The sequence below is a fragment of the Nonomuraea sp. B12E4 genome, assembly GCF_039871825.1.
GTDB lineage: Bacteria > Actinomycetota > Actinomycetes > Streptosporangiales > Streptosporangiaceae > Nonomuraea.
On record NZ_JBDPME010000013.1, the window covers coordinates 41,145 to 66,022 of the forward strand.

General features: G+C 69.5%; 25 protein-coding genes and 1 tRNA gene. 18 read left to right on the top strand and 8 right to left on the bottom strand.

All coding sequences use genetic code 11. The features are described from left to right. Window positions 1-6: 6 nt before the first annotated feature. From ABGB18_RS27185 to ABGB18_RS27250, 14 genes are all read left to right on the top strand, one after another. Window positions 7-621 (top strand): hypothetical protein, encoded by a 615-nt coding sequence (locus ABGB18_RS27185; RefSeq protein WP_347698433.1) that lies wholly within the window; start codon window positions 7-9, stop codon window positions 619-621. Between the two features lie 2 nt (window positions 622-623). Beyond that, window positions 624-1,580, top strand: coding sequence for a MazG family protein (locus ABGB18_RS27190; protein WP_347698434.1), 957 nt, complete (start codon window positions 624-626; stop codon window positions 1,578-1,580). A 49-nt stretch (window positions 1,581-1,629) separates the two neighbouring features. Then, on the top strand, window positions 1,630-2,907 hold the full coding sequence (eno, locus tag ABGB18_RS27195) for a phosphopyruvate hydratase (protein ID WP_347698435.1): 1,278 nt from the start codon (window positions 1,630-1,632) through the stop codon (window positions 2,905-2,907). A gap of 245 nt (window positions 2,908-3,152) precedes the next feature. Continuing rightward, complete coding sequence (locus ABGB18_RS27200; RefSeq protein WP_347698436.1) at window positions 3,153-3,569, top strand: septum formation initiator family protein; 417 nt, start codon at window positions 3,153-3,155, stop codon at window positions 3,567-3,569. After that, window positions 3,559-4,047, top strand: a complete 489-nt coding sequence (locus ABGB18_RS27205; protein WP_347698437.1) for a DUF501 domain-containing protein — start codon at window positions 3,559-3,561, stop codon at window positions 4,045-4,047. Before ABGB18_RS27200 ends, ABGB18_RS27205 begins: the two co-directional genes overlap by 11 nt. After that, entirely contained in the window at window positions 4,038-4,985 is a 948-nt protein-coding gene (locus ABGB18_RS27210; RefSeq protein WP_347698438.1) for a Ppx/GppA phosphatase family protein, read from the top strand. Before ABGB18_RS27205 ends, ABGB18_RS27210 begins: the two co-directional genes overlap by 10 nt. Window positions 4,986-5,158: 173 nt before the next feature. Further along, the gene (locus ABGB18_RS27215; protein WP_347698439.1) at window positions 5,159-6,370 is read left to right on the top strand and encodes a hypothetical protein; all 1,212 of its coding nucleotides are present in this window, start codon (window positions 5,159-5,161) and stop codon (window positions 6,368-6,370) included. A 224-nt stretch (window positions 6,371-6,594) separates the two neighbouring features. Further along, window positions 6,595-7,389, top strand: coding sequence for a uracil-DNA glycosylase (locus tag ABGB18_RS27220; protein ID WP_347698440.1), 795 nt, complete (start codon window positions 6,595-6,597; stop codon window positions 7,387-7,389). A 95-nt stretch (window positions 7,390-7,484) separates the two neighbouring features. After that, window positions 7,485-8,801 carry an NAD(P)/FAD-dependent oxidoreductase gene (locus ABGB18_RS27225; protein ID WP_347698441.1) on the top strand — a complete coding sequence of 439 codons (1,317 nt, stop codon included), beginning with the start codon at window positions 7,485-7,487 and terminating at the stop codon, window positions 8,799-8,801. An 83-nt stretch (window positions 8,802-8,884) separates the two neighbouring features. Then, on the top strand, window positions 8,885-9,397 hold the full coding sequence (locus tag ABGB18_RS27230; protein ID WP_347698442.1) for an ACT domain-containing protein: 513 nt from the start codon (window positions 8,885-8,887) through the stop codon (window positions 9,395-9,397). Window positions 9,398-10,440: 1,043 nt separating this feature from the next. Next, window positions 10,441-10,513, top strand: a tRNA-Leu gene (locus ABGB18_RS27235). 463 nt (window positions 10,514-10,976) lie between these two features. Further along, window positions 10,977-11,768, top strand: coding sequence for a Bax inhibitor-1/YccA family protein (locus ABGB18_RS27240; RefSeq protein ID WP_347698443.1), 792 nt, complete (start codon window positions 10,977-10,979; stop codon window positions 11,766-11,768). 169 nt (window positions 11,769-11,937) lie between these two features. Continuing rightward, window positions 11,938-12,171 (top strand): DUF4287 domain-containing protein, encoded by a 234-nt coding sequence (locus ABGB18_RS27245; protein WP_347698444.1) that lies wholly within the window; start codon window positions 11,938-11,940, stop codon window positions 12,169-12,171. Window positions 12,172-12,225: 54 nt separating this feature from the next. After that, complete coding sequence (locus ABGB18_RS27250) at window positions 12,226-12,633, top strand: PPOX class F420-dependent oxidoreductase (RefSeq protein ID WP_347698445.1); 408 nt, start codon at window positions 12,226-12,228, stop codon at window positions 12,631-12,633. A gap of 191 nt (window positions 12,634-12,824) precedes the next feature. On the opposite strand, the gene ABGB18_RS27255 is transcribed toward ABGB18_RS27250, so the two are convergent. The 3 genes from ABGB18_RS27255 to ABGB18_RS27265 form a co-directional block, all read right to left on the bottom strand. Then, window positions 12,825-14,042 carry an acetyl-CoA C-acetyltransferase gene (locus tag ABGB18_RS27255; protein WP_347698446.1) on the bottom strand — a complete coding sequence of 406 codons (1,218 nt, stop codon included), beginning with the start codon at window positions 14,040-14,042 and terminating at the stop codon, window positions 12,825-12,827. Between the two features lie 60 nt (window positions 14,043-14,102). Next, window positions 14,103-15,458: a PQQ-binding-like beta-propeller repeat protein gene (locus ABGB18_RS27260; RefSeq protein ID WP_347698447.1), complete on the bottom strand. Its 1,356-nt coding sequence runs from the start codon at window positions 15,456-15,458 to the stop codon at window positions 14,103-14,105. Between the two features lie 68 nt (window positions 15,459-15,526). Then, window positions 15,527-16,510, bottom strand: coding sequence for an SGNH/GDSL hydrolase family protein (locus ABGB18_RS27265; protein WP_347698448.1), 984 nt, complete (start codon window positions 16,508-16,510; stop codon window positions 15,527-15,529). Window positions 16,511-16,637: 127 nt separating this feature from the next. Here ABGB18_RS27265 and ABGB18_RS27270 point away from each other — a divergent pair, with 127 nt between their 5' ends. Next, window positions 16,638-18,008: a cystathionine beta-synthase gene (locus ABGB18_RS27270; RefSeq protein ID WP_347698449.1), complete on the top strand. Its 1,371-nt coding sequence runs from the start codon at window positions 16,638-16,640 to the stop codon at window positions 18,006-18,008. 275 nt (window positions 18,009-18,283) lie between these two features. Here the strand turns inward: ABGB18_RS27270 and ABGB18_RS27275 are convergent, their stop codons facing one another. Continuing rightward, entirely contained in the window at window positions 18,284-19,426 is a 1,143-nt protein-coding gene (locus tag ABGB18_RS27275; protein ID WP_347698450.1) for a histidine kinase, read from the bottom strand. Window positions 19,427-19,565: 139 nt separating this feature from the next. Between ABGB18_RS27275 and ABGB18_RS27280 the strand changes: the two genes are divergently transcribed. Then, window positions 19,566-19,751 carry a hypothetical protein gene (locus ABGB18_RS27280; RefSeq protein ID WP_347698451.1) on the top strand — a complete coding sequence of 62 codons (186 nt, stop codon included), beginning with the start codon at window positions 19,566-19,568 and terminating at the stop codon, window positions 19,749-19,751. 120 nt (window positions 19,752-19,871) lie between these two features. Further along, window positions 19,872-21,011 (top strand): cystathionine gamma-synthase, encoded by a 1,140-nt coding sequence (locus ABGB18_RS27285; RefSeq protein ID WP_347698452.1) that lies wholly within the window; start codon window positions 19,872-19,874, stop codon window positions 21,009-21,011. 60 nt (window positions 21,012-21,071) lie between these two features. On the opposite strand, the gene ABGB18_RS27290 is transcribed toward ABGB18_RS27285, so the two are convergent. Then, window positions 21,072-21,506 carry a hypothetical protein gene (locus ABGB18_RS27290; protein WP_347698453.1) on the bottom strand — a complete coding sequence of 145 codons (435 nt, stop codon included), beginning with the start codon at window positions 21,504-21,506 and terminating at the stop codon, window positions 21,072-21,074. Between the two features lie 10 nt (window positions 21,507-21,516). After that, on the bottom strand, window positions 21,517-21,651 hold the full coding sequence (locus ABGB18_RS27295; RefSeq protein ID WP_347698454.1) for a hypothetical protein: 135 nt from the start codon (window positions 21,649-21,651) through the stop codon (window positions 21,517-21,519). A 139-nt stretch (window positions 21,652-21,790) separates the two neighbouring features. Between ABGB18_RS27295 and ABGB18_RS27300 the strand changes: the two genes are divergently transcribed. After that, on the top strand, window positions 21,791-22,213 hold the full coding sequence (locus tag ABGB18_RS27300; RefSeq protein WP_347698455.1) for a DUF6292 family protein: 423 nt from the start codon (window positions 21,791-21,793) through the stop codon (window positions 22,211-22,213). A 181-nt stretch (window positions 22,214-22,394) separates the two neighbouring features. On the opposite strand, the gene ABGB18_RS27305 is transcribed toward ABGB18_RS27300, so the two are convergent. Then, window positions 22,395-22,850, bottom strand: a complete 456-nt coding sequence (locus ABGB18_RS27305; RefSeq protein WP_347698456.1) for a GNAT family protein — start codon at window positions 22,848-22,850, stop codon at window positions 22,395-22,397. Between the two features lie 53 nt (window positions 22,851-22,903). Continuing rightward, the gene (locus ABGB18_RS27310; RefSeq protein WP_347698457.1) at window positions 22,904-24,871 is read right to left on the bottom strand and encodes a hypothetical protein; all 1,968 of its coding nucleotides are present in this window, start codon (window positions 24,869-24,871) and stop codon (window positions 22,904-22,906) included. Window positions 24,872-24,878 lie beyond the last annotated feature (7 nt).

Here is a 24,878-nt window from a genome sequence, read left to right on the forward strand (position 1 = left end):
ACTTACGTGAAGTCGATACGAGTGGCCGTGGCCGCCGCGGCGGCGGGCATCGCGCTGACCGCCTGCTCATCCCCGATGCACGCCGGGGCCGCGGCCGTGGTGGGCAACGAGCGCATCTCCACCAATCAGCTCAACGATGCCACCCAGGACTACCTGGCCGCGCTCAAGCGGGCCAAGCTGGATGAGCAGACCGCGCTGGGCGGCATCCCCGCCGGCCAGTTCGTGCTGCGTGGCCTGGCCAACGTGAGCGCCTCCCGGCAGCTCATCGACCGCTACCGGATCGCGGTGACCCAGACGGAGGTCGACGCCGCGCTCAAGAACCCGGGCCAGTTCGAGTCGCCCGAGATCAACCTGCTGGCCTCCGGCATCCCGCCGCGGTCCGCCCAGGAATACGGCCGGGCGGTGGTCGGTCTCACGAAGCTGCAGCAGCAGTTCGGCGGGCAGAGCGGCCAGCAGCGGGTGGCCAAGGAGCTCGGCGCGATCAAGCAGACCTTCAACCCCCGCTACGGCACGCTCAACCTGCAGCCGTCGCAGGACAACCCGGGCCTGTTCGTGGACACCGGCAGGTTCGGCAAGCTCACCCAGCAGCCGGCGCAGCCGCAGCCGCAGCCGCAGGGCTGATCGTGCCGCTGATCGTCGTCACCACCTCGCCCCGGGTGGCGCCCGGGCTGCTGAGTCACCAGGCGTGGCAGGCGCTGCGCTCCGGGCCGGTGCTGACCGGCTCCGCCGCGCATCCCCAGCTCCCCTATCTGGCCGAGGCCGGGATCGACGTCGAGGTCGTCGAGCCGGACCCGGCGGCGCTCGCCGGGCGGGCGGTCACCGAGACCGTGGTGTGGCTCGCGTCGGACGACGAGGCGTTCATGCGCGCCGTCGGGCACGCGGCGGTCGCGCTCGCCGAGCCGCCGCTGATCGAGGTCGTGCCCGGCTCCTACGACCTGCCGGGCGCGCGGGTGCTCGACCTGGTCGGGGTCATGGAGCGGCTGCGTACGGAGTGCCCGTGGGATCGCAAGCAGACGCACGAGACACTGGCGCCCTACCTGCTCGAAGAGGCCTACGAGGTGCTGGAGACCATCGAGGAGGCCGACTACCAGGCACTCCGTGAGGAGCTGGGGGACCTGCTGCTCCAGGTGGTCTTCCACGCGCGGGTGGCCGAGGACTTCGACATGGACGACGTCGCGGCCGGGATCGTGGACAAGCTCGTCCGCCGCCATCCCCATGTGTTCGGCTCGGTGAGCGTCGAGAACGCCGACGAGGTGAACGCCAACTGGGAGGCGATCAAGGCGGCCGAGCGGGCGTCGAAGGGCCGCGAGTCGGCGCTGGACGGCGTGCCCATGGGGCAGGCCGCGCTGTCGCTGGCCGCCCAGTTGGTGCGCCGGGCCGAGCGGGCCGGGGCGCCCGAGGCGCTGGCGGCCGGGGTGGGCCAGGGCGTGGCCAGGGAGTTGTTCGATCTCGTCCGCCGGGCCGCCGAGGGCGGGCTGGACGCCGAGGCCGAGCTGCGGGCCGCCGCCCGGGCCTATCGCGACCGCGTACGCGCCTGGGAGGCTGGTCAGGGGCCCGAGCATACGCGTGATCAGCGGTGACCGATAGGCTCTGACGGCATATTGCCTTTCCGATTGAGGAGCGCATCCCGTGGCTACCATCGAGGTCGTATACGCCCGCGAGATCCTCGACTCCCGGGGCAACCCGACGGTCGAGGTCGAGGTGGTGCTGGACGACGGCAGCACCGGCCGGGCGGCCGTACCGAGCGGCGCGTCCACCGGTCAGTTCGAGGCGGTCGAGCTGCGTGACGGCGGCAAGCGTTACGGCGGCAAGGGCGTGGAGAAGGCCGTGCTCGCCGTCACCGACGAGATCTTCGACGAGATCAGCGGGATCGAGGCCGAGGACCAGCGGATCATCGACCAGGTCATGATCGACCTGGACGCCACGCCCAACAAGTCCAAGCTCGGCGCCAACGCCATCCTCGGCGTCTCGCTGGCCGTGGCCAAGGCCGCCGCGGACAGCGCCGACCTGCCGCTCTTCCGCTACGTCGGCGGCCCCAACGCCCACGTGCTGCCCGTGCCGATGATGAACATCCTCAACGGCGGCGCCCACGCCGACACCAACGTCGACATCCAGGAGTTCATGATCGCGCCGATCGGGGCGGAGACGTTCCGCGAGGCCGTGCGCATGGGCACCGAGGTCTACCAGGCGCTCAAGGGCGTGCTCAAGGAGAAGGGCTACGCCACCGGCCTGGGCGACGAGGGCGGCTTCGCGCCCAACCTGCCCTCCAACCGCGACGCGCTCGACCTGATCCTGGTCGCCATCGAGCGGGCCGGTTACACGCCGGGTGAGGACATCGCGCTGGCGCTCGACGTGGCCGCCTCCGAGTTCCACAAGGACGGCGTCTACACGATCGACGGCAAGGGCCTGTCCTCGCAGGAGCTGATCGCGTTCTACGAGGACCTGGTCGCCAACTACCCGCTGGTGTCCATCGAGGACCCGCTCAACGAGGAGGACTGGGAGGGCTGGCAGGCCATCACCCGGGCTCTCGGCGACAAGGTGCAGCTCGTCGGCGACGACCTGTTCGTCACCAACCCCGAGCGGCTGGAGCGCGGCATCAAGGCGGGCGCCGCCAACGCGCTGCTGGTCAAGGTCAACCAGATCGGCACGCTGTCGGAGACCCTCGACGCGGTCGACCTGGCCCACCGCAGCGGCTACCGGTGCATGATGAGCCACCGCTCCGGCGAGACCGAGGACACGACGATCGCCGACCTGGCGGTGGCGATCAACTGCGGTCAGATCAAGACCGGCGCCCCGGCCCGCTCCGACCGGGTGGCCAAATACAACCAGCTCCTCCGCATCGAAGAACTTCTCGACGACGCCGCCCGTTACGCGGGTCGCGCGGCATTCCCGCGTTTTCAGCGCTAGTTTCGAGTACGGCTCGCGGCGCCCCGAATCGGCCGTGACCCGGCGAGGGAGCGGCATCAGGGCGACCGAGCTGCCTCACGGAGTGAGGCCATCAGCGCTGGAAGGCGGTGGGCATCCGGGCGACCGAGCTGCCGAACGGAGTGAGGCCATCAACACTGCGAGGGAGCGCGGCATCGGCGCTCGCTCGCGACCGAGCCCGCCTCACGTGGTGAGGCCGTGGACGCAGTGATCAGGGGGTGCAGCAAGTGGCGAAGAGGCCGCAGCTTACCGGGCGGGCCGCCATCCTGGCGGTCGTGGTGTGCGCGATCGCGATGAGCCTGGCCTACCCTGTGCGCGAGTACATCAGTCTGCGCCGCAGCATCTCCGAGCTGCGCGCGGAGCGGGCCGAGGTCGAGGCGGAGAAGCAGGCGTTGCTGGCCCGCGACCGGCAGAGCCGCGATCCCAACTGGATCAAGAAGACGGCCAAGGAGCGGCTGCACTACTGCGGGCCCGGCGAGAAGTGCTACGTGGTGATGGAGCCCCACCAGGGCAAGGAACAGAAGGCCGTGAAGCAGCCGGTGGCGGTGCCGCCGTGGTACCAGACGCTCTGGGAGTCCGTGGAGGCCGCCGACAAGGGCACCGGACGCAGGGCGGTCACCGGAAAGGAAACCGTTGGACAGTGATGACGTCGAGGTCGTGCGGAAGCAGCTCGGGCGGCCCCCCAGGGGGTTGCGCGCGGTCGCGCACCGCTGCCCCTGCGGCCACCCCGACGTGGTGGAGACCGCGCCACGGCTGCCGGACGGCTCGCCGTTCCCGACTCTCTACTACCTGACCTGCCCCAAGGCGGCCTCGGCCATCGGCACGCTCGAAGGCTCGGGGCTGATGCGCGAGATGCAGGACAGGCTCGCCGCCGAGCCCGAGCTGGCCGCCGCCTACCAGGCCGCGCACGACGACTACGTCGCCAGGCGGGACAAGGCGGCACACGACCAGGGGCTGGCGCCGTTGCCCGGCGACATGCAGAGCACGGGCGGGATGCCGCGGCGGGTCAAGTGCCTGCACGCGCTCGTCGCGCACGAGCTCGCGGTGCCCGGTGCCAACCCGTTCGGCAGGGAGGCGCTGGACGCGCTCCCCGAGTGGTGGAGTGACGGACCATGCGTGTAGCCGCCGTGGACTGCGGCACCAATTCGGTACGCCTGCTCATCGCGGACGTCCGCGACGACGTGCTGGACGACGTCGAGCGGCTGATGGAGATCGTCCGCCTGGGCCAGGGCGTGGACAGGACCGGCAGGCTGGCCCCTGAGGCCCTGGAACGCACGTTCAAGGCCATGCGGGGCTACCGCGAGCTGATCGACCGGCACGGCGCGACCGAGACCCGTGTGGTGGCCACCAGCGCGACCCGGGACGCGGCCAACCGGCAGGAGTTCGTCGACGGCGTCCGCGAGATCTTCGGGGTGGAGCCCGAGGTCGTGGCCGGGGCCGAGGAGGCCGAGCTGTCGTTCGTCGGCGCGACCAGGGGCCTGCTCCGGTTGTCGCCGGAGACCGAGCTGCCGCAGGGACCGTTGCCTCCCTACCTGGTGGTGGACATCGGCGGCGGGTCCACCGAGTTCGTGGTCGGCACCGTGCACGCCGAGGCGGCGCTGTCGGTGGACATCGGCTGCGTGCGCCTCACCGAACGGCACCTGCGGGACGCGGGCGACCCGCCCGCCGCGCCCGCCCTGGAGGCCGTGGTGGCCGACATCGAGGCGGCGCTCGACCGGGTGGCGGCCGAGGTGCCGGTCGAGCGGGCGCACACGCTCGTGGGCCTGGCGGGCTCGGTGACGACGATCGCGGGAATGGCGCTCGATCTGCCGGCCTACGACTCGGCCCGGATCCACCATTCGCGGATTTCGGACGTGCAGGTGCACCAGGTTACCCGTCGGTTGCTCGCGATGACGCATCGTGACCGTGCCCAGGTCCCGGTCATGCATCCGGGAAGGGTCGATGTGATTGGCGCCGGCGCGCTTATTCTCGACAGGATCGTTCGCCGTTTCGCGTTTTCGCAGGTCATTGTTAGCGAACACGACATCCTCGACGGTATTGCCTGGACCATCGCGCGTTAGCTGAAGAAATCCGGACATTTCGTGAACATGGATCATGTTGAGCGTGCAATCAGTATTGTGATTAGGTAAAGGGGCATTACGGGGGCTTTGCCATATAGCCGTGCACAGGAGGTGTCGGCGTGGCGACCGTTCCCGAGCGCGTCTCTTCCTCTCACGGAATGGAGCACTCTCACATGATGTCTGTTGGGTTGGCACGTAAGGCGGCGGCTGCCGGCGCGTCCGCCGCCGTGCTGGCCGCCTTGGGCGCGGGGCTGGTGGCCAGTCCCGCTCAGGCGGCGACCTCGGCCACGGCCGCCGCTTCCAAGGCCACGTCGGGGTCCGCGAAGGTCTCGGTCTCCACGCCGAAGGCCGCCGTGCGTGACTACGAGGGGTCCTGCCCGACCGAGGTCGACTTCTCGGCCAAGATCACGGTGCCCGTCAAGGGCAAGACCAAGCTCGCCTACCGCTGGCTGCACGGCGACGGGTCCAAGGGCAAGGTCAAGAGCCTCACGCTCACCGGCCATGGCAGCAAGTCGGTGACGGTCAAGCAGTCCATCGCCTTCAAGGACGACGTCAAGGGCTGGGAGGCCGTTCAGGTCCTCGGTCCGAAGAAGGTCACGTCCAAGAAGGGCTACTTCTCGGTCTCCTGCAAGGAGCCGATGAAGCTGAACGAGGCGCGTACGCACCTCAACGTGTCGGCGCGCGCCTGGGCCAGCCCCAGCACGTACGTCGGCTCCTGCACCTTCGGCAAGCGGATCTCCTTCACCGGTGTGATCTCGTCCAACCGGTCGGCGTGGGTGCGTTACCGCTGGGTTCTCAACGGTCACGTGGTCGACTACGGCAAGATCAAGGTGCACGACAGCCGCAAGGTCGGTTTCTCCATCTCGCCGCGGCACAGCCAGCACGGCTATGCCCAGCTGCAGGTGCTGAGCCCCGACCGCGCCTCCTCCAACCGGGCCGCCTACAAGGTCTGGTGCAAGGGCAAGGACAGGGACGAGCACTCGCACTCCGTTCCGTCCTACGGTGCCAAGGTGAACGCCAGCGTGTCGGCGTCCACCACCAGCGACTGCAAGGTCAGCGCGAGCGGCTCGATCTTCACGACCGGTGCCGCCAAGGTCAGCTACACCTGGCTGCTGAACGGGCAGACGGCGGGTGGCGGTAACGTCTCCTTCGGCCGCGACGGTGGCACGCAGGGCGTGAGCATGACCCGGGCGCTGAACGGCTCGGCCGCGAAGGGTGGCTCGGTCACCCTGAAGGTCTCGGGCCCGAGGAACAGCGAGTCGTACACGGCGTCCTACAGCGCCTGCAAGGCTCCGGAGCCGGCGGCGCCGGCTCCGAAGCCGACCACGACCGCGACCGCGATTCCGACCGCTTCGGCGACGACGCTTCCGCTGCCGGTCAAGTAAGCGATCCAGAGGTCGAGTGACCTGACCGGGTGACACCTTCGGGTGTCACCCGGTTTTTCGTTTGCCATGTCTCCCTGCCCGAGCACCTCGGCCATCCCGACGCCCGCTTCAAGCGGCTCGGCCGCTCCGACGCCCGCTCCGGCGCGCCCGGTTCGAGCGGTTCGGCCACCCCGACGCCCACGCCCAGTCCGAGCGCGACGAAGTGATCGGGCACCATCGGTGTCATGACCTTCGTACCTCCCGGCACCGGCTGGCCCGGCGACCCGGCGACCGCTGACACCCCGGTCGCCCACGACCCCGCGGACGTGCGCCGCCTCGCCTCCGCCTGCGACACCCTCGCGGAGCTCACGGCCGCGCAGTCCGTCTGCCGGGCCTGTCCGCGGCTGGTGGCCTGGCGGGAGGAGGTCGCCACGGTGAAGCGGCGGGCGTTCGCGGACGAGACGTACTGGGGCCGTCCCGTCCCGGGCTGGGGCGACGAGCGGCCGCGGATCCTGCTGGTCGGCCTGGCGCCGGCCGCGCACGGGGGCAACAGGACCGGGCGGATCTTCACCGGCGACCGCAGCGGCGACTGGCTGTTCGCCTCGCTGCACCGCTGCGGCCTGGCCGAGAAGGAGACCAGCACGCACGCGGGCGACGGCCAGCGGCTCCTGGGCGTGCGGGTGGTGGCGCCGGTGCGCTGCGCGCCGCCGGCGAACAAGCCCACGCCGGAGGAGAAGGGCACGTGTCTGCCGTGGATGTCACGCGAGGTGGCGCTGGTCGCGCCGCACGTGCGGGTGGTGGTGGCGCTCGGCGGCTACGCCTGGCAGGCCATGTGGCCCGCGCTCAAGGACGCGGGCTACGACCTGCCCCCGGCCAGGCCGCCGTTCGGGCACGGGGCCGAGACCGAGGTCCGGTACGGCGACGCGCCGGTGACCCTGATCGGCTGCTATCACCCGAGCCAGCAGAACACCTTCACCGGCCGCGTCACCGCCCAAATGCTGGACGACATCTTCACCAGGGCCAGGTCACTGGCTGTGTGACGCGTTGCACCACGCCTGGATTGGATCCGTCGCGGGGGCTTGACGTAAGCTTGTGAATGCTTTCACAAGCACTCCACGAGGGATGGGGCCTCAGGATGAAGAAGCACATCTTGATCGTCGGCGGTGGGTACGTCGGCTTGTACACGGCGCTCCGGCTGCAGCGCAGACTCCGTCGGGAGCTGCACGGTGGCGAGGTTCGCATCACGATCATCGACCCCCAGTCCTACATGACCTACCAGCCCTTCTTGCCTGAGGCGGCGGCGGGTAACCTCTCGCCTCGGCATGTCGTGGCCCCGCTCCGGCGCATCCTGCCCAAGGCGCGCATTCTGAACGGCACGGTCACCAAGGTCAGCCACTCCGACCGCACCGTCACGTTCCAGCCGGCCGAGGGGGAGCCGCGGCAACTGACGTACGACGTGATCGTGATGGCGGCGGGATCGATCTCGCGGACGCTGCCGATCCCGGGTCTCACCGACATCGGCATCGGGTTCAAGACCGTGGGCGAGGCCATCGCGCTGCGCAACCGCGTGCTGCACCAGCTCGACCTGGCCGAGTCGACCGACGACCCGGACGTGCGGCGCAGGGCGCTGACGTTCGTCGTGGTCGGGGCGGGCTTCGCCGGCGTGGAGGCGCTGGCCGAGCTGGAGGACATGGCCAAGGACTCCAGGCGCTACTACCGCAACATCGGGCCGTCCGACCTGCGCTGGGTGCTCGTCGAGGCGACGAACCGGGTGCTGCCCGAGGTCGGCCCCGAAATGGGCAAGTGGACCCTGGAGCAGCTCCGCGAGCGCGGGATCGACGTCAGGCTCGAAACCCGGCTGGAGTCCTGCGTGGGCGGGCACGTGATGCTGTCGGACGGCACGGAGTTCGAGGCCGAGACGCTCGTGTGGACCGCGGGCGTCAAGGCCAGCCCCGTCGTCCGGGACAGTGACCTGCCCCTGGACGAGCGCGGCCGGATCAAGGGCACCGCCCGGCTCACCGTCGCGGGCACCCCCGACGCCTTCGCGGCCGGGGACGCCGCCGGCGTGCCCGACGTGACGAACCCCGGCCAGTTCTGCGCCCCGAACGCCCAGCACGCGGTCCGCCAGGCCAAGGTGCTCGCCGACAACATCGTCCGCCACCTGCGCGGCGAAGAACTGGTCGAATACCGCCACAAGTATGTCGGATCGGTTGCCGGGCTGGGCCTCCATCAGGGCGTCGCCAATGTCTATGGCGTCAAGCTTCGCGGATTTCCTGCGTGGTTCATGCACCGCACCTACCATCTGTCGCGGGTGCCGACGCTGAACCGCAAGGTCCGTGTCGTCGTCGACTGGACCCTGACCCTGTTCTTCAAGCGAGAGACGATCTCACTGGGTGAGATGGAGCACCCGCGCGAGGGCTTCAGGGCCGCCGTGGCGACGACCCACCGCTAGCCCGGATACGGCTGCGCCCCGGCGATCGATTCGCCGGGGCGTTTCGGCGCTCCTGGGATGTGAGGCGGAAGGGGTGTCACGGGGTGGGGCTCTCAGCGGTGACCGTGCTCGGCATGGACCGGCCCGGTGTGATCGCCGCGGTCACCGGTTCGCTCGCCGAGTGCGGGGCGAACATCCAGGACTCGACCATGACGCTGCTCGGCGGTCATGTGGCGATGATGTTGCTGGTGTCGGGCGAACTGGACTCGGCCGAGCTCCTGAAGCGGCTGCGCGCGTCCGACCTCGTGGTGACCGCCTCGGCCATCGAGGCCCGCCGCCACTTCTGCGACGAGGGGGACGGCCTGGGCTATGTGCTGACCGTGCACGGCCCGGACCGGCCCGGCATCGTGTCCGCGGTCAGCGCCGTGCTCGCGGCGGACGGCGGGAACATCACCGGCATGAGCACCAGGCTCACCGGGCGCCTGTATGTGCTGATCGCCGATGTCGAGCTGCCGAAGGAGGTGGACGTGGTGGCGCTCATGCGCAGGCTGGCGGCCGTCGGCGCCAGCCTCGACTCCGAGATCACCTTCCGCCCCGTCGAACCGGACCTCATCTGACATCCTCCCCTGCCTGAAGGCCGGGGACTCCAACGGCACTGGGCGAGTCGGTAACGCGACATGCCGAGCACGCTAGCGACCCTCACCGACAAAACTGGGAGTCCCTCATGACTTACCGTTCCGCGTTCTCCTGCCGCCCTGAAAGACAGGCGCCCCACACTACGGGCCACAGGTGAACCGGCCCGGAGGGCAGAGGGGCGCCGGAGGAGCGCCTCCGGAGAAGCCCTGCGACCTCAGTGGCACGTCCGGTGGGCGACTCCAGGATGCCGAGGGGACGCCGGGGCCGGAGTCCCAGGACGCCACGGGGCCGCCGCGTGAGGTCGGGACGCCGGGCCCGGGGAGGATGTCGGGCGCGGTGCCGATGTCGGGTTCGGCGGGGACGTCGGATTCGGTGGGAACTTCGGGTTCGGCGGGGGCGTCAGATTCGATGGGAACTTCGGGTTCGGCGGGGGCGTCGGATTCGGCGGGGACGTCGAGTGAGGTGGGGAGGCCACGTGAGGTGCTGGGGGCGCCGCATCGGTTGCTGTCCGTGGCGGCCGTGCCGGTGGACCCGTGCGCCCCCGAGGTCGTGGCCGCCGCCGCCGATCTCCTGGCTACCCTGCGACACGTATCGTCCACGGCCGGCCTGGCGGCCCCTCAGATCGGCCTGAGTTGGCGCCTGATCGCCTTTGACACCCGGCTCCACCCCAGGACCCGGTCATGGGCCGGAGAGCTCGTCCTGGTCAATCCTCGGCTCGTGGCCGCCTCCCACTGGGACCACGCCAGGGAGGGGTGCGCGTCGGTCGTCGGGCTCACTGCGGATGTGCGCCGCGCCACGCGTATCACCGTACATGGGCATTTGCCAGGAAGCGGCGAGCCCGTCACCATCGAGGCTGATGCCTTCGAAGCTCGTTGCATTCAGCACCAACTGGACCATCTGGACGGTCTACTCTTCTTGGACAGAGTCCCCGGAGCACTATCACTTCACCGCAGACTTCACACTTGTGACGCCTGATGCGAAGTTGTGCTCCTCGGAAGCATGGTCCGTTTCGTATGATTGCGGCGCCCCCGTAGCCCAATGGCAGAGGCAAACCCCTTAAAAGGGTTGACGTGCGGGTTCGAATCCCGCCGGGGGCACTTGCCATCTTCATTGGCTTTAGGGTCACTGACCTGGGGATTTACCGCCATCGTCCGACGGAGTCGGCTTCCGCAGTTCACGGCCGATATCGAGTTGTTACCGACTGGTCGCCACCTCGATGTCGGGGGACCGGTCGCTCCTGTCCTCTTCTGGCCGAGTTCGCTCCCGCATATTGACAAGCCGCCCCGTTTCTGCTTTCTCGAAGTTTTCTTTCTGTGAATGGTTGACTACGGATTACATACAACCTTTTCGCAACGGTGGCCGGCGGGCTGGAAACAGCGCCGGTCGGCCCGGCGGTGCTCCTGCCGGAGAGGCGGTGGCCGTGGTCGGATGACCTTGGGAACTCGGCGGCGCGGTCGTTCGTTGGATCGCTGCCGAAGTTCCCGAATGAACATCGATCTGACGCGTCAGTTGACCAAGGTGCCGCCAGGCCCCGTAGGCTCGGCGTCACAGGAGGCAGCGATGGAGAGCAAGAACCCCGTATTCAGCAGGTCGCGGCAGCAGACCGGTGGCTGGGCTGGGCCGTCCCCGTCCCCGGCCCAGCTGCAGAACATGTACGACTCACCGTCGTACGCACCCCCCACCAGGCCCGCCTACCGGACCATGACGCTCGATGACGTGGTGGTGCGCGGGTTCCTCACCCTCGGCACACTCGTCGTGGCGGCGGCCGCGTCGTGGGTGCTCAACGTCCCGCCCATGGTCGCCATCGGCGCCGCGGTCGTCGCGCTGATCCTGGGATTGATCGCCTCGTTCACCCAGAGCACCAACCCGGCGCTCATCCTGGGCTACGCCCTCTTCCAGGGCGTGTTCATGGGCAAGATCAGCTCCGTCTTCGACGGCCTCATCAGCGGCATCGTGCTCCAGGCGGTGCTCGGCACGGCGTTCGCCTTCGGCGCCGTACTGGCCGTCTACACGCTGCGGATCATCCGCGTCACGCCCAAACTCGTGAAATTCGGCATCGCCGCCGCCATCGCGGTGGTCGGGCTGCTGCTCGTCAACATGCTCGTCGGGCTGTTCAACGACGGCGGGCTCGGCCTGCGCACCGACAGCCCGATCGGCTGGGTGTTCAGCATCGTCATGATCCTGGTCGGCTGCTTCTTCCTGCTGCTCGACTTCGACTCGATCGAGCAGGGCGTGCGGCAGGGGGCGCCGGAGAAGTTCGCGTGGCAGTGCGCGTTCGGCCTGACGCTGAGCCTCGTGTGGATCTACCTCGAGGTGCTGCGTTTCATCCACTATTTCAGTAGCAGCGACTGATCATTCAGCCGCTCGTCATCTCCATGGGCTCCGCCGATCCCGGCGGAGCCCTCTCTGTCTGCGACCGAAAATCTACGTGCCGTCACCGAATGATGCCTGATTAGGGGCTTGCCATCTGGACGTGGGTGTTGCAGTGTCTAGCAAAGGACCTTTATCCGCGGAGGTGCCCATGTCCTTGAACCACTCACCGGAGACGCAGACGAAGCTCATCGCAAGGGTCCCTACGATAACGGGACGCGAACTCCCAGAGTGGTTCCAAGCCATCGACAACGGCCCGGCTTTCCTGAGGTGCGACGAGCGGGCCAACTGGCTTGCCGACGAGCACGGGCTGTCCCACGGCTATGCCGCGGCGATCGTGCGTGAGCACGAGCGGCACCGCCGTAACCGCATGGGCTTCATCTAAGCCCATCCATCCCCCGCGCCCGTGCCAGAAGCGCGGGCGCGTCATCATGGGGTGATGGACCTCGACAAGGCGCTGGCCTTTCTCCGTACCAACCACCGCGCCATCCTGCTGACCCGGCACCGCGACGGGCGTCCGCAGATGTCACCGGTGGTCGCGGGGGTCGATGACGGGCGGATCGTCATCAGCACCCGCGAAACCGCGGCCAAGACCCGCAACGCCCGCCGGGACCCGCACGTCTCGGTATGCGCGTTCACGGACGCCTTCTACGGCGACTGGATCCAGGTGGAGGGCACGGCGGAGGTCATCTCGCTGCCTGAGGCGATGGACGGGCTGGTCCAGTACTACCGGGGCATCTCAGGCGAGCACCCCGACTGGGACGACTACCGCGCCTCCATGCTGCGCGACCGCCGCGTCCTGCTCTCCATCACCCCCATCACGGCAGGTCCCGATCGCCACGGCTGAACACAGCCATCTGCCACGACACGTCGCGCTCGGCCATCGGCCGCATGTGGCGGGTAACTTCCATCCGTTACGGCATGCCGTAACGGATGGAATTGCTTGTCACGTGTGACGGATCGTTACGGATGGAATTGGCCCGTAAATGTGGAGCGGCATGCCACAGCCGGTGGCATGCCGCGATCGGTGGAATTCACTCAGCTCAAGCGTTCGAGGAGCATTGCCATGCCCTGGCCGCCGCCGACGCACATGGTTTCCAGGCCGATGGACTTGTCGTGGTGCTGGAGGCTGTTGATCAGGGTGGAGGTGATGCGGGCGCCCGTCATGCCGAACGGGTGGCCCACCGCGATGGCGCCGCCGTTGACGTTGAGGCGGTCCAGGTCGATCCCCAGCTCACGGTACGACGGGATCACCTGGGCGGCGAACGCCTCGTTGATCTCCACCAGGTCGATGTCGTCGATCGCCATCCCGGCCCGGGACAGCGCCTGGCGGGAGGCCTCCACCGGGCCCAGGCCCATGATCTCGGGGGACAGGCCGCTCACCCCGGTGGACACGATCCGGGCCAGCGGGGTGATCCCGAGTTCGGCCGCCTTGACGTCGCTCATCACGATCACGGCCGCCGCCCCGTCGTTGAGCGGGCAGCAGTTGCCGGCCGTGACGGTCCCGTCCGGCCGGAAGACCGGGTCCAGCGCGGCGACCTTCTCGTACGTGGTCCCCGCCCGGGGCCCGTCGTCCTTGCTCACCACGGTCCCGTCCGGCATGGTCGCCGGCGTGATGTCCTTCTGCCAGAACCCGTCCGCCAGCGCCTTCTCGGCCAGGTTCTGCGAGCGCACCCCGAACTCGTCCTGTTCCTGGCGGGTGATCCCCTTGAGCTGGGCCAGGTTCTCGGCGGTCTGCCCCATGGCGATGTAGACGTCGGGGACGTTCCCGTCCTGGCGCGGGTCGTGCCAGACGTGGCCGCCCTCGCCGAACTCCTTCGTCCGGTCCCGCGCGTCCAGGAAGATCGGGTTGTGCGTCTCGGGCAGCGAGTCGGAGTTGCCCTTGACGAAGCGGGAGACGGTCTCCACCCCGGCCGAGACGAACACGTCCCCCTCGCCCGCCTTGATGGCGTGGAAGGCCATGCGCGTGGTCTGCAGCGACGACGAGCAGTAGCGGGTCACGGTCGTGCCGGGCACGTTGTCGAGCCCGAGCATCACCGCCACCACCCGCGCCATGTTGAACCCCTGCTCACCCCCGGGCAGCCCGCACCCGAGCATGATGTCCTCGATCGTCGACGGATCGAGCTGGGGAACCTTGGCCAGCGCCGCCTGGATCATCTGCACGGTCAGGTCGTCGGGGCGGATCTCCTTCATGGATCCCTTGAAGGCTCGTCCGATGGGGGAACGCGCGGTTGCGACGATGACTGCCTCGGGCATGACTCCTCCTTTGTCGGCGCTAATAGTAGAACTATATTCCAGTTCTACCCGCAAGCGCCTCTAGCCGTACATGCCCGGAGCGGTCGCCGTCTGGTCGTTGATGGCGTGAATCGCTCCCTTTTCGTCGCGCCACAACCGCCATCCTCCCTGGCTGCCGGTGAACCAGGGCGGCGGCGCCGTCGCGGGGGAGACCCGCTTTCCGGTGGTGAGGTCGTATTCGCACAGCGCGGCCGTCGGGTAGAAGCCCGGAGCCTGCCCGCGCAGCGGCAGCGGCTTGGGGTCGGTGACGCAGAACGACCACCCGCGCTGGTCCTTGACCGGCACCGCCTTGCCGGAGGCCAGGTCGAAGGCCGTGCCCTTGGCGTTGTGCTGGAGGAAGCCCAGCTTGTCCATGTGGTCGGGGAAGGCCAGCCACCAGCCGGACCCGGGCACGTCGGAGGCGGTGATCTGGCCGAGCACCCGGCCGCTCTCCGAGTCCAGCCGGGCGAAGCCGCCGTAGGCGCCCTGGCGGTCGACGGGGCGTACGACGGGGGCGTATCCGGGGCTGCCGCTCGGATAGACCCGTACGACCGAGGGCCGCATCCAGTTGACCGTCCCGTTGCCGATCTTGATGGAGAAGAGGCCGAACGTGGAGACCTTCTTCGTCTGCGGGTTCGTGTAGGGGGCGACGTAGCCGACCAGGTTGTCGCCGGCGGCGCCGAAGGCCCACCCGCCCGACAGGTCCAGTCCGGGCCCGAGCGCCTGCTCGATCGGCTGCTGCCACTGGAGCTTGCCGGTCTTGACCTCGTACGACTCGATCATGGGATTGGTGGCCAGCCTGAGGAGCAGGACCTGGTCCGGACCCGACCACTCCACCTCGGCGATGCCCGGCAGTGTCCACAACTGCTTGCCGGTGGACGGCTCCAGCACCACCATGCGGGCCTTGGCCAGCGCGGTGTGCTCGGACACGCAGATGTAGGGCCCGCAGCGCTGCGGACCGAACGTAGAATGCACCGGTCTGGTCCACTTCTGCGCCCCGGAGCGGGCGTCACGGGCCATCAGGGTGGCGTTCCAGCGCCCCTGCTTGGCCGGGTCGAGCGCGACGACCATGCCCTGGCCCTTGGCGGTCTCCACGATCGCCGGCGTGGAGACGCCCATGCCGGGCAGCCTGCCCGCCATCGTGGCCGGGTGAGCCCACAGCCGCCGGCCGTCACGCAGGTCCATGGCGACGGTTTCGAGCGTGCCGTCGGACTTCATGGAGGTGGCGGCGGCGACCCCGCTCGCGACGGCCATCCGGCTGACCACGTTGACCTGGGTGTTCTCCCAGGCCGGGAATGTCGAGGTGGCCGCGTCGCTGCCGGAGCAGGCGGGCACGGCGAGGGTTCCAGCGAGGGTGCCGGCGAGGGCGAGGGACGGTTTCCAGCGGGGCCGCAGCACGGGCAATCCACTCCAAGGGGACGAAGAGTGGCGACACTGGCACGCAGAGTGACCGGCTCTGGCCGAAGTCAGGCGTCGTTGACCGTCGCGCCGAGCCGCCGGCGGAACAACGTCACCCACTTGCCGTAAAGGCCCGTCGCCCGCCCGTCGACCCGGGTCGCGGTGACCTCGGTGCCGGGCTCCTCCGCGGCCGTGGCCGCCGCAAGGTAGATCGGTTGCAGTGCTTCCTCGCGCGCGGGCCCCGGCTCAGGCCACAGCCCCAACGCAGCGCACACTGACGGTAGCACCGCGTGAGCGGCCTGCGCGTAACCTCGGGCAGATGGATGGAAACGATCGGGTCCGAACATTTCTGTCGGATTTGTCGCGAACTCCGGTCCCAGGACGTCGGCGAACGCCACCGTCCGCCCGCCCGCGTCCACCACGGCCACCGTCTGCGCCGCGGCGAGCTGGCGGCTCCAGCGCCGCGCCACCCAGCGCAGCGGCTGCGCGATCGGCCGCACCGTGCCGAGGTCGGGGCAGGTGCCCACGACCACCTCGATCCCCTCATCCCGCAGTCGCCGCACGGCCTTGGACAGATGGCGTACGGCGAACGCGGGCGGCGTCTGCGTGATGATGTCGTTCGCGCCCACGAAGATCACCGCCACGTCCGGCCGCATGGCCAGGGCCGCGTCCACCTGGTCTCCCAGCTCGGCCGACGAAGCGCCCGACTTCCCGGCGACCAGCAGGCGCACCGGCCGCTCCGCGGCCGCGGCCAGGCCGGTGGCGAGCAGGACGCCGGGGGTCTCGTTGTGATCGGTCAGGCCGAGTCCGACCGAGGTGGAATCGCCCAGCATGGCCAGCTTGAGCGGCGGGCCGGAGAACTCGCCGTAGCTGCCGTCGGAGGCCGGGCCGTCCATGCCGTGGGGGCGCCCGATGGCTTTGCGCGCGAGCATCCCTTCCGCGATCAGCAGACCGTACGCGGTGGCTCCCAGGGCGGTCAGCCCGCCTCCTCCGAGCGCCGCCGCAGTGGCGATCTTGCGCGCCGCCCTTGCCATGCCAGGTGCCCAGACCACGTAAGTGCCCTCCTCGTCGAACTCGGCGGTAGCGTTTGCTTGAAAGCTAGCCGAGCGCCTGCCACCCCCACTGGATCTCGGCCACGGGCAAGCTGATCAAGCTTCGGCAAAGAAGGTGAACACCTCGGTGCGCGTTTACGATTCCCTGGTCGACCTGATGGGGAACACTCCGCTGGTCAGACTGCACAAGGTCACGGCGGGAGTGCCGGCCAGTGTGCTGGCCAAGGTGGAATATTTCAACCCGGGCGGCTCCGTCAAGGACCGCATCGCGGTTCGCATGATCGAGGCCGCTGAGAAGTCGGGGGCACTGCGCCCCGGCGGCGTCATCGTCGAGCCGACGTCCGGCAACACCGGCGTGGGCCTCGCGATCGTGGCGCAGCAGAAGGGATACCGGTGCCTGTTCGTGGTGCCGGACAAAGTGGCCCAGGACAAGATCGCGGTGCTGCGCGCGTACGGGGCGGAGGTCGTGGTCTGCCCGACCGCCGTCTCGCCCGAGCACCCCGACTCCTACTACTCGGTGTCCGACCGGCTGGCCCGCGAGGTGCCGAACGCCTGGAAACCCGACCAGTACTCCAACGTCAACAATCCGGACTCGCACTATCACTCGACGGGCCCGGAGGTGTGGGAGCAGACCGAGGGCCAGGTGACCCACTTCGTGGCCGGCATCGGCACCGGCGGCACGATCAGCGGCACCGGCCGCTACCTCAAGGAGGTCTCCGACGGCCGCGTGAAGATCATCGGGGCCGACCCGGAGGGCTCGGTCTACTCCGGCGGTTCCGGCCGTCCGTACCTGGTGGAGGGGGTCGGCGAGGACATCTGGCCGGCCACGTACGACACCGAGATCTGCGACGAGGTCATCGCGGTGTCCGACAAGGACTCCTTCAACATGACCCGCCGGCTCGCCCGTGAGGAGGCGCTGCTGGTCGGCGGCTCCTGCGGGATGGCCGTCGTGGCGGCGCTGCGGGTGGCGGCCACGGCCAGGCCCGACGACGTGGTGGTCGTGCTGCTGCCCGACGGCGGCCGCGGCTACCTGTCGAAGATCTTCAATGACGACTGGATGGCCGACTACGGCTTCCTGACCACCTCGTCCGACGAGGGGCTGGTCGGCGACGTGCTGGCGCGCAAGCGGCCGGGGCTGCCGGAGTTCGTGCACGCACATCCACACGAGTCGGTCGGTACGGCGATCTCGATCATGCGGGAATACTCGGTGTCCCAGCTCCCGGTCATGAAGGAGGAGCCGCCGGTCATGGCGGCCGAGGTGATCGGCTCCATCGTCGAGCGGGACCTTCTGGAAGCCCTCTATCACGGCCGGCTCTCCTCCGATGACTCGATCGCCGATCACATGTCCGCCCCGCTACCCATGATCGGCAGCGGCGAACCTGTGGCGCGGGCGGTCGAGGCGCTGGAGAAGGCCGACGCCGCCGTGGTGCTGGAGAACGGCAAACCCGCCGGGCTCATCACCCGCCAGGACCTGCTCGCCTTCCTCGCCAACCACTAGCTGGTGTTTCGGCTCGATGCGCCGCGGGCGGCGCGAAGCCGCCGGGGGGCCGGGGAGGTCGGCTCGGAGCGGTGGGAGGCCACCCGCGGCGTGCCGGAAATGCCTCCTGGGCGCCTTGGGGATGTGCGGATCGCCTCGAAGTGGTCGGAGGTCGCCTCCGGGCGGATGGGAGTCCGACTCACGGAGCGGAACCCGGTTCGGGCGGTGGGAGTCCGGTTCTGGGAGTGAGAGTTCGGCTCACGGAGTGAGATCCGGTCAGGGAGTGAGAGTTCGGCTCAGGGTGGTGGGAATTCGGCCACCACTTCCCAGGCACCCTCGGGGGACGGGCCGGCGTGGAGGCGGCCGCCCAGTGCCTCCACTCGTTCGGCCATCCCGACCAGCCCGAACCCGCCGCCCAGGCGGGAGGCCCGTGGGTCCGCGGCCGCGCCGAAGTTGCGGACCCGCAACACCACCGCCTTCTCGTAGCGCCGCAGGGTCGCCTCGACCCAGGCCGTACGCGAGGCGTGCTTGCGCACGTTGGTCAGCGACTCCTGGAGCACTCGGTGCAGGGTGGTCATGACCTCCGGCGGCAACGTGCGGTCGTCCAGCCCCGGCCCGATCTCGAAGGCCACCTTCGGCCCGTCGGCCGAGAACCGGTCGGCCAGCAGGCGCAGGTCGGCCAGCATGATGCCCGGTTTGTGGTCCGCCTCGTCCTCGGTACGCAGCACCGTGACCATGCGCCGCATCGAGGTCAGCGCCTCCGACCCGGCCGTGGCGATGGCGTCCAGCGCGGGTGCCACCGCATCCGGCCTGGTTTCCGCGACGGTACGCGCGGCCTGGGCCTGGACCACGATGCCGGTGATGTGGTGGGCGACCAGGTCGTGCAGCTCCCTGGCCAGCTCCAGCCGCTCGGCCTTGCGTACGGAGTGCACCGCCTCCGCGCGGCGTTCCTTCACGAAACGCAGGTAGCCGCCGATGCCCGCCGCCGTCGACCATGCCGCCAACAGCAGGAACGACAGCGCCAGCTCCGACTCGTTGTGGTGGCGCCCCATGGACTCCGCCATCAGGACGATCAGGCTCACGCACGCCAACTGGGCGGCCCGGCGTACCGGCTCGACGTGCCGGAGCACCCCGATGAGCAGGATGAGCAGTGACCCCGTCTCGACCAGGCCGGGAACGCCTTTGACCCCGGCGCTTCCGATCATCGCGGAGACGCTGAACGACAGGGCCAGCATGACGCTGAACCCCTCCAGCCGCAGCCGCCTCCGCAGCACCACGAACACGATGCCGGCGATCCCGCAGCCCAACACCAGCCACTGCAGGCCGCCGATGTTGACCGCGAGCGCGAGGTCGAGCAGGAGCAGCATGCCCAGCCAGCCGAGCATCGCGATCTCGCTCAGCCGGCGGATCCAGTACACGAGGCGGTTGGAATCCCCCACGACCCCGAGCCTAGGCCGGAAGTCGGACATGTCGTATCAACCGTTCGGCCGAGAGAGCTCGCCGGAGACCCGCCCTTCAGCGGAGGCGGCGAGCGGATGTGTCGCCCATGCTGGGATATGTCGGAAAGGGGACAAGGAAATGGTTGCCATCGGATTCCTGCTACTGGGCGCCGGACTGGTCATGGCAGTGCTGCTCGCGCTCGCCGATCCCGTGCTGCTCTCCCGTGTCGGTGGGGCGGGCACGGAAGACGGCCGGCCGGAGGCCGATGTGGTACGGCTCCCGCCCCGGTCAGGCGGGGACCACCGGGAGTTCGAGGCGGCCTGACCAGCCCGGCTCGCGCGGGAAAGTGGTGCGGGCCATGCGGGCACCGTGGGGACGGCCCGCGAGCGGCCCGCGATCCGGAGGGGAACGGATCGCGGGCCGACTTCCGTTAACGTGGCCTTTATGAGCAACGGTTTTGAGACTCTGGCCATTCACGCTGGTCAGGAGCCCGACCCGGCTACGGGTGCGGTCGTGCCGCCGATTTACGCGACGTCCACGTACAAACAGGACGGCGTCGGCGGGTTGCGCGCCGGATACGAGTACAGCCGTTCGGCCAATCCCACCAGGACCGCGCTCGAAGAAGCGCTGGCGGCGGTGGAGGGCGGGGTGCGCGGGCTGGCGTTCGCCTCGGGGATGGCCGCCGAGGACACGCTGCTGCGCACGGTGTGCAAGCCGCAGGACCACGTCCTCATCCCCAATGACGCCTACGGGGGCACCTACCGGTTGTTCTCCAAGGTCAATCAGCGCTGGGACCTGCACTTCGACCCGGTGCCGCTGAACGACCTCGACGCCGTGGCCGCGGCGATGACGCAGAAGACGAAGGTGGTGTGGGTCGAGACGCCGACCAATCCGCTGCTCGGCATCGCCGACATCGCCGCGCTGGCCCAGCTGGCGCACGAGTGCGGGGCGCTGCTGGTGGTGGACAACACGTTCGCCTCGCCGTACCTGCAGCAGCCCCTCTCCCTGGGCGCGGACATCGTCGTGCACTCGACCACGAAATACGTGGGCGGGCACTCCGACGTGGTCGGCGGGGCGCTGATCACCGCCGACCGCGGGCTGGGCGAGGAGCTCGCCTACCACCAGAACGCGATCGGCGCGGTGGCCGGGCCGTTCGACGCCTGGCTGACGTTGCGCGGGCTCAAGACCCTCGGCGTGCGGATGGACCGCCACTGCGACAACGCCGAGCGCGTCGTGGACCTGCTGACCGCGCACCCGCGGGTGACCCAGGTGCTCTACCCGGGGCTGCCCGAGCACGCCGGTCACGAGGTGGCGGCCAAGCAGATGAGGCGGTTCGGGGGGATGGTCTCGTTCCGCGTCGAGGGCGGGGAGGCCGAGGCCGTGGCGGTCTGCGACCGGGCCAGGCTCTTCACGCTGGGCGAGTCGCTGGGCGGGGTCGAGTCGCTCATCGAGCATCCGGGCAGGATGACGCACGCCTCGGCGGCCGGGTCGCCGCTGGAGGTCCCCGGCGACCTGGTGCGGTTGTCGGTCGGGATCGAGACGATCGACGACCTGCTCGCCGACCTGACCCAGGCACTGGGCTGACCACCACCCCGGGCGCCTGGCCACGGTCCGGGCACTCCGGCCGGAGCGCCCGGGGCCGGCTCAGCCGCTGGGAACGACCATCAGGAAGAGGATCACCAGCCAGATGACCGCGATCAGCCCGCTGATCGCGGCGATCCGCCCGTTCTGGACCTTCGCGTCGTCGTCCGCGCTCTCGCTGGAGAGCACGCGGACAGCGGTACGCAGGTCGCGGTCGATGATGACGAGCAGCACGGCGGCCACGATGAACAACGTCATCGAAGCCGTCATATACCACTTGCCGAGCAGCCCGTTGCCGAGGACCACGCCGAGCACCAGTCCGAAGACGAAGACGCCCAGGGTGCCCACACTGTAGATCCTCGTCAGGCGCTGGATGATTTGCAGAGCGGGCACGTTCTTGTCACGGATGACGCGCGGCGCGGTCATCGTCGCGGCGGTGACCGGGCCGATCGTGAAGATCGCGAAGCCGATGTGCAGCCAGAGAAGCAGGGACGACATGCCGCAGAGACTAGTCCCCGGCGATCTCGGTGGGGGACTCGACACTCTCTTTGCCCTCCACGGGGCAGCGCATGATCAGCTCCCTGGCCACTACGGCGACGATCATCAGCACGATCAGAATTGTCGCGGCGATCGCGGCAATCATGGGTACCCCTCCCTCCCCGGTGCGGACCTCAATATCGTCCTTAATGACTAGACGGTTGGGCAACGGAATAAGTTCGTCCCCGGTATCGTTACTCACCGTCGCTTTTTTCTTACCCCCAGGGCACAAGGAGGTGCCGTCCGTGGCCATCAGGCATGTCGAGCCCTACTCCGACGAATGGCTGCAGCAGCCGATCGGCTATGCGCGCCAGGTCGTTGACATGCTGGGAGGCGAGGTGGCGGACTGGTGGGACGGCCCGTGCGATCCGCGCGGCGTCACGCTCCGGCTGGCCGACGGGAACGCGCTGGTCTGGGACGAGGAGAGCGGCTGGCGCCTCGGCGGGTTCGTCTCCGGGGCCCGCAACACCCACACCGAGCTGGACGGCGTCCGCTATCTGGGCCACGGGCTGCTGCCCCGGCCGGAGCGGGTGCCGACGGCCCTGCGTGAGGCCAGGGCGGGAATCGGCGCCAGCTCGGCCTGGCGGCCCTGCTACCGCTCACACCGCAACTGCCGCGACGGCTTCGACGTCGCCCTCACCTTCTACTCGTCCCTGGTCGACGCCTGACCTCGAACCACTCGACCGGCTCGTCGGCGGGCCTCGCACTCCTCGCGGGCCGGCTCGTCGCCGGACTTTGCATACCTGTGACCGGCTCACCGCCTGATCTTGAGTGACTCACGACCGGTCATCATCTGCCCTCAGGGTTGTCTGTGCTGCGGCGTTTCCGGGGTCGCCCGGCGCTTCGCGGTCAGGCGAGCACCAGCATGATGTGCTCATCCTCGCCGTGCTGGACCGTCCCCGTCCGCTGGAAGCCGTGCTTCTCCAGGAGGCGGACCGAGGCGGTGTTCGCATGGAAGGGGTCGGCGTGCAGCGGACGGACCTTCTCCAGCTCCAGGAAGAGCCCCAGCGCCCTGGTGCCGACGCCGCGCCCCCAGAACTCGCGACCGAGCCAGTAGCCGATGAACCGTTTGTCCGCCTCCCACCAGGCCACCAGGTTTCCGGCCAGGGCGCCCTCGACGGTGACCGCCCGCACGTGGACCGTGGGGTCGTCGAGGATCTGGGTGGTCCAGTGCCGCAGGAAAGCCTCCCGCGGCCGGGGCGCGAACCTGGACCGCCGCACCGCCTCCGGATCGTGCTCCTGCGCCAGGAACACCTCCAGATCCGCCTCCACCACGTCTCTCAGCCGCACGGCACCGTTGTCCATGCCGGGGATTCTGCCGGAGGGCACCGACAGAATCCCCGCGACCCCTCCCGGCATCAGCGGACGCGGCGGAGGCGGAGGAAGTCGCTGACCACGTATTCGCCCAGGCGTTCGGCGCTGGGGGAGAAGACGCGGCCGCCGTTTCTGCGGGCCACCTCGTCCACGAACTCCTTCAGCCGGTCGTCGGCCGCCAGCATGAAGATGTTGATCGTGGCCCGCCGGCGGGTCATCTTGTCCACCTCCGCCAGCGTCAGCTCCAGCGTCTCGTGCGACGGCGGCCACTCGAAGGCGGACCTGCCGTTCCGCATGAGGTGGGCGGTCGGCTCGCCGTCCGTGACCACCAGGACCACCGGTTCGAAGTCGGGGTGGCGGTCGAGGTGGCGGCCCGCGATGAGCAGGGCGTGGTGCAGATTGGTGCCCTGGACCATGTCCCAGTCGAGGCCGGCCAGCTCATCCGGCTGCAGCACCCTGGCGTAGTTGGAGAAGCCGATGATCTGCACGGCGTCCTGCGGGAACTTCGAGGCCACCAGGGCCTGCAGGGCCAGGGCCGTCTGCTTGGCGGCGGCCCAGGTGCCGCGCAGGGCCATCGAGTAGGACAGGTCCACGAGCAGGCAGACGGCCGCGGCGCTGCGGCGCTCGGTTTCGGCCACCTCGAAGTCGTCGACCGACAGGCGCACCGCCGCCCGCTCTCCCGGGCCGGCCGTGGTCACGCCGCCGCTGCGGACGCCGTTGACCAGAGTGCGTACGACGTCGAGAGGCTGCTCGTCGCCGAAGCGCCACGGGCGGGACGAGCCCGTCAGCTCGCCGGCCGAGCCCGCGTCGTGCTGGTCGTGGTCGCCGCGCCGGCCCGCGTCCAGTGAGGCGAACACCCGGCGCAGCGCCGTCTCGCCCAGCCGCCGCACCGCCTTGGGGGTGAGCTCCAGCTTGCCGCGGCGGCGCAGCAGGTAGCCCTGCTCCTCCAGCTCCCGCTCGATCCGCTTGAGCGCCTCCAGGTCGTCCACCGCCGAGCGGCCGAGCGCCCGGCGTACGGCGGCCTCGTCGATGTCGTCGAGCCGCGCGCCCGGGTAGTCCTGGCGCAGGGCGGTCTCCAGTTGGGTGAGGTCGGCCAGCTCCTCCAGGGCGGTGACGGCGTCGCCCATGTCCAGCGGCTCCTCGCCGGTGAGGCGCTCCGGGGCGTTCCAGGCCAGGTCGGGGCGGCGGGCGTAGAGGGACTCGCCCAGGCGGCGCATCTCGTCGGCGAGCCCGGCCTGTTCGAGGGTCTGGTTGATGAGGTTGCCGAGCTCCTCGCGCTGGCGCGGGGTCATGGAGGCCAGCATGCGCTGCGCGGCGGCGGCGCGGCGGGCCAGGATGTCCACGAGCTCCTCAAGGTTCCGCGGCTTTTCGGGGAACAAATCGCCATATTTCCCCATAAAGGCGTCGAAATCGGCCTGATTGTGCTCGCCACGGGCGTCCTTCTCCAGCATGTCGTTCAGATCCGACATCATCTGGCGGACGCGCTCCATCGCCTCCGGATCAGGGTTGGCCAGCGCGTCCCGCAGCCCCTTGAACTGGCTGTCGAGCACCTCCCGCCGCAGCAGGTCGCGCAGCTCCTGGAACGTCTGGCGGGCCGCGTTGGAGCGCCAGTCGTACGTGCTCAGCTCCTGGATCGCGCTGGCCGTGTCCTCGGGCAGCGCGTCGAGCCCCGCCTCGCGCAGCCGGGCGTCATCGGAGGGATCGGGGAACAACTCGGCCCGCTCCTGCCCGATCGCCTTGTCCAGCAGCGCCCGCGCCTTCTCCAGCGTCCCGTCGAGCCGCCCCCGCTCGCGCAGGTCACGACGGCGCCGCCGGACCTCCCTGAGCATGTCGTCCAGCCCCCGGCGGTCCTGCGCGCCGGGCAGGCCGCGCTTGAGCAGGTCGCGCAGGGCGTGGACCGGCGTCGAGCCCGAAAGGATCGCATCGCCCATCTCGTCGAGGGCGGCCCGCACGTCGTAGGGCGGAGCGAGGGGGTCGGGGCCGTCGTGGTACTCGCCATAGCGGAAGGCCATCACCAAC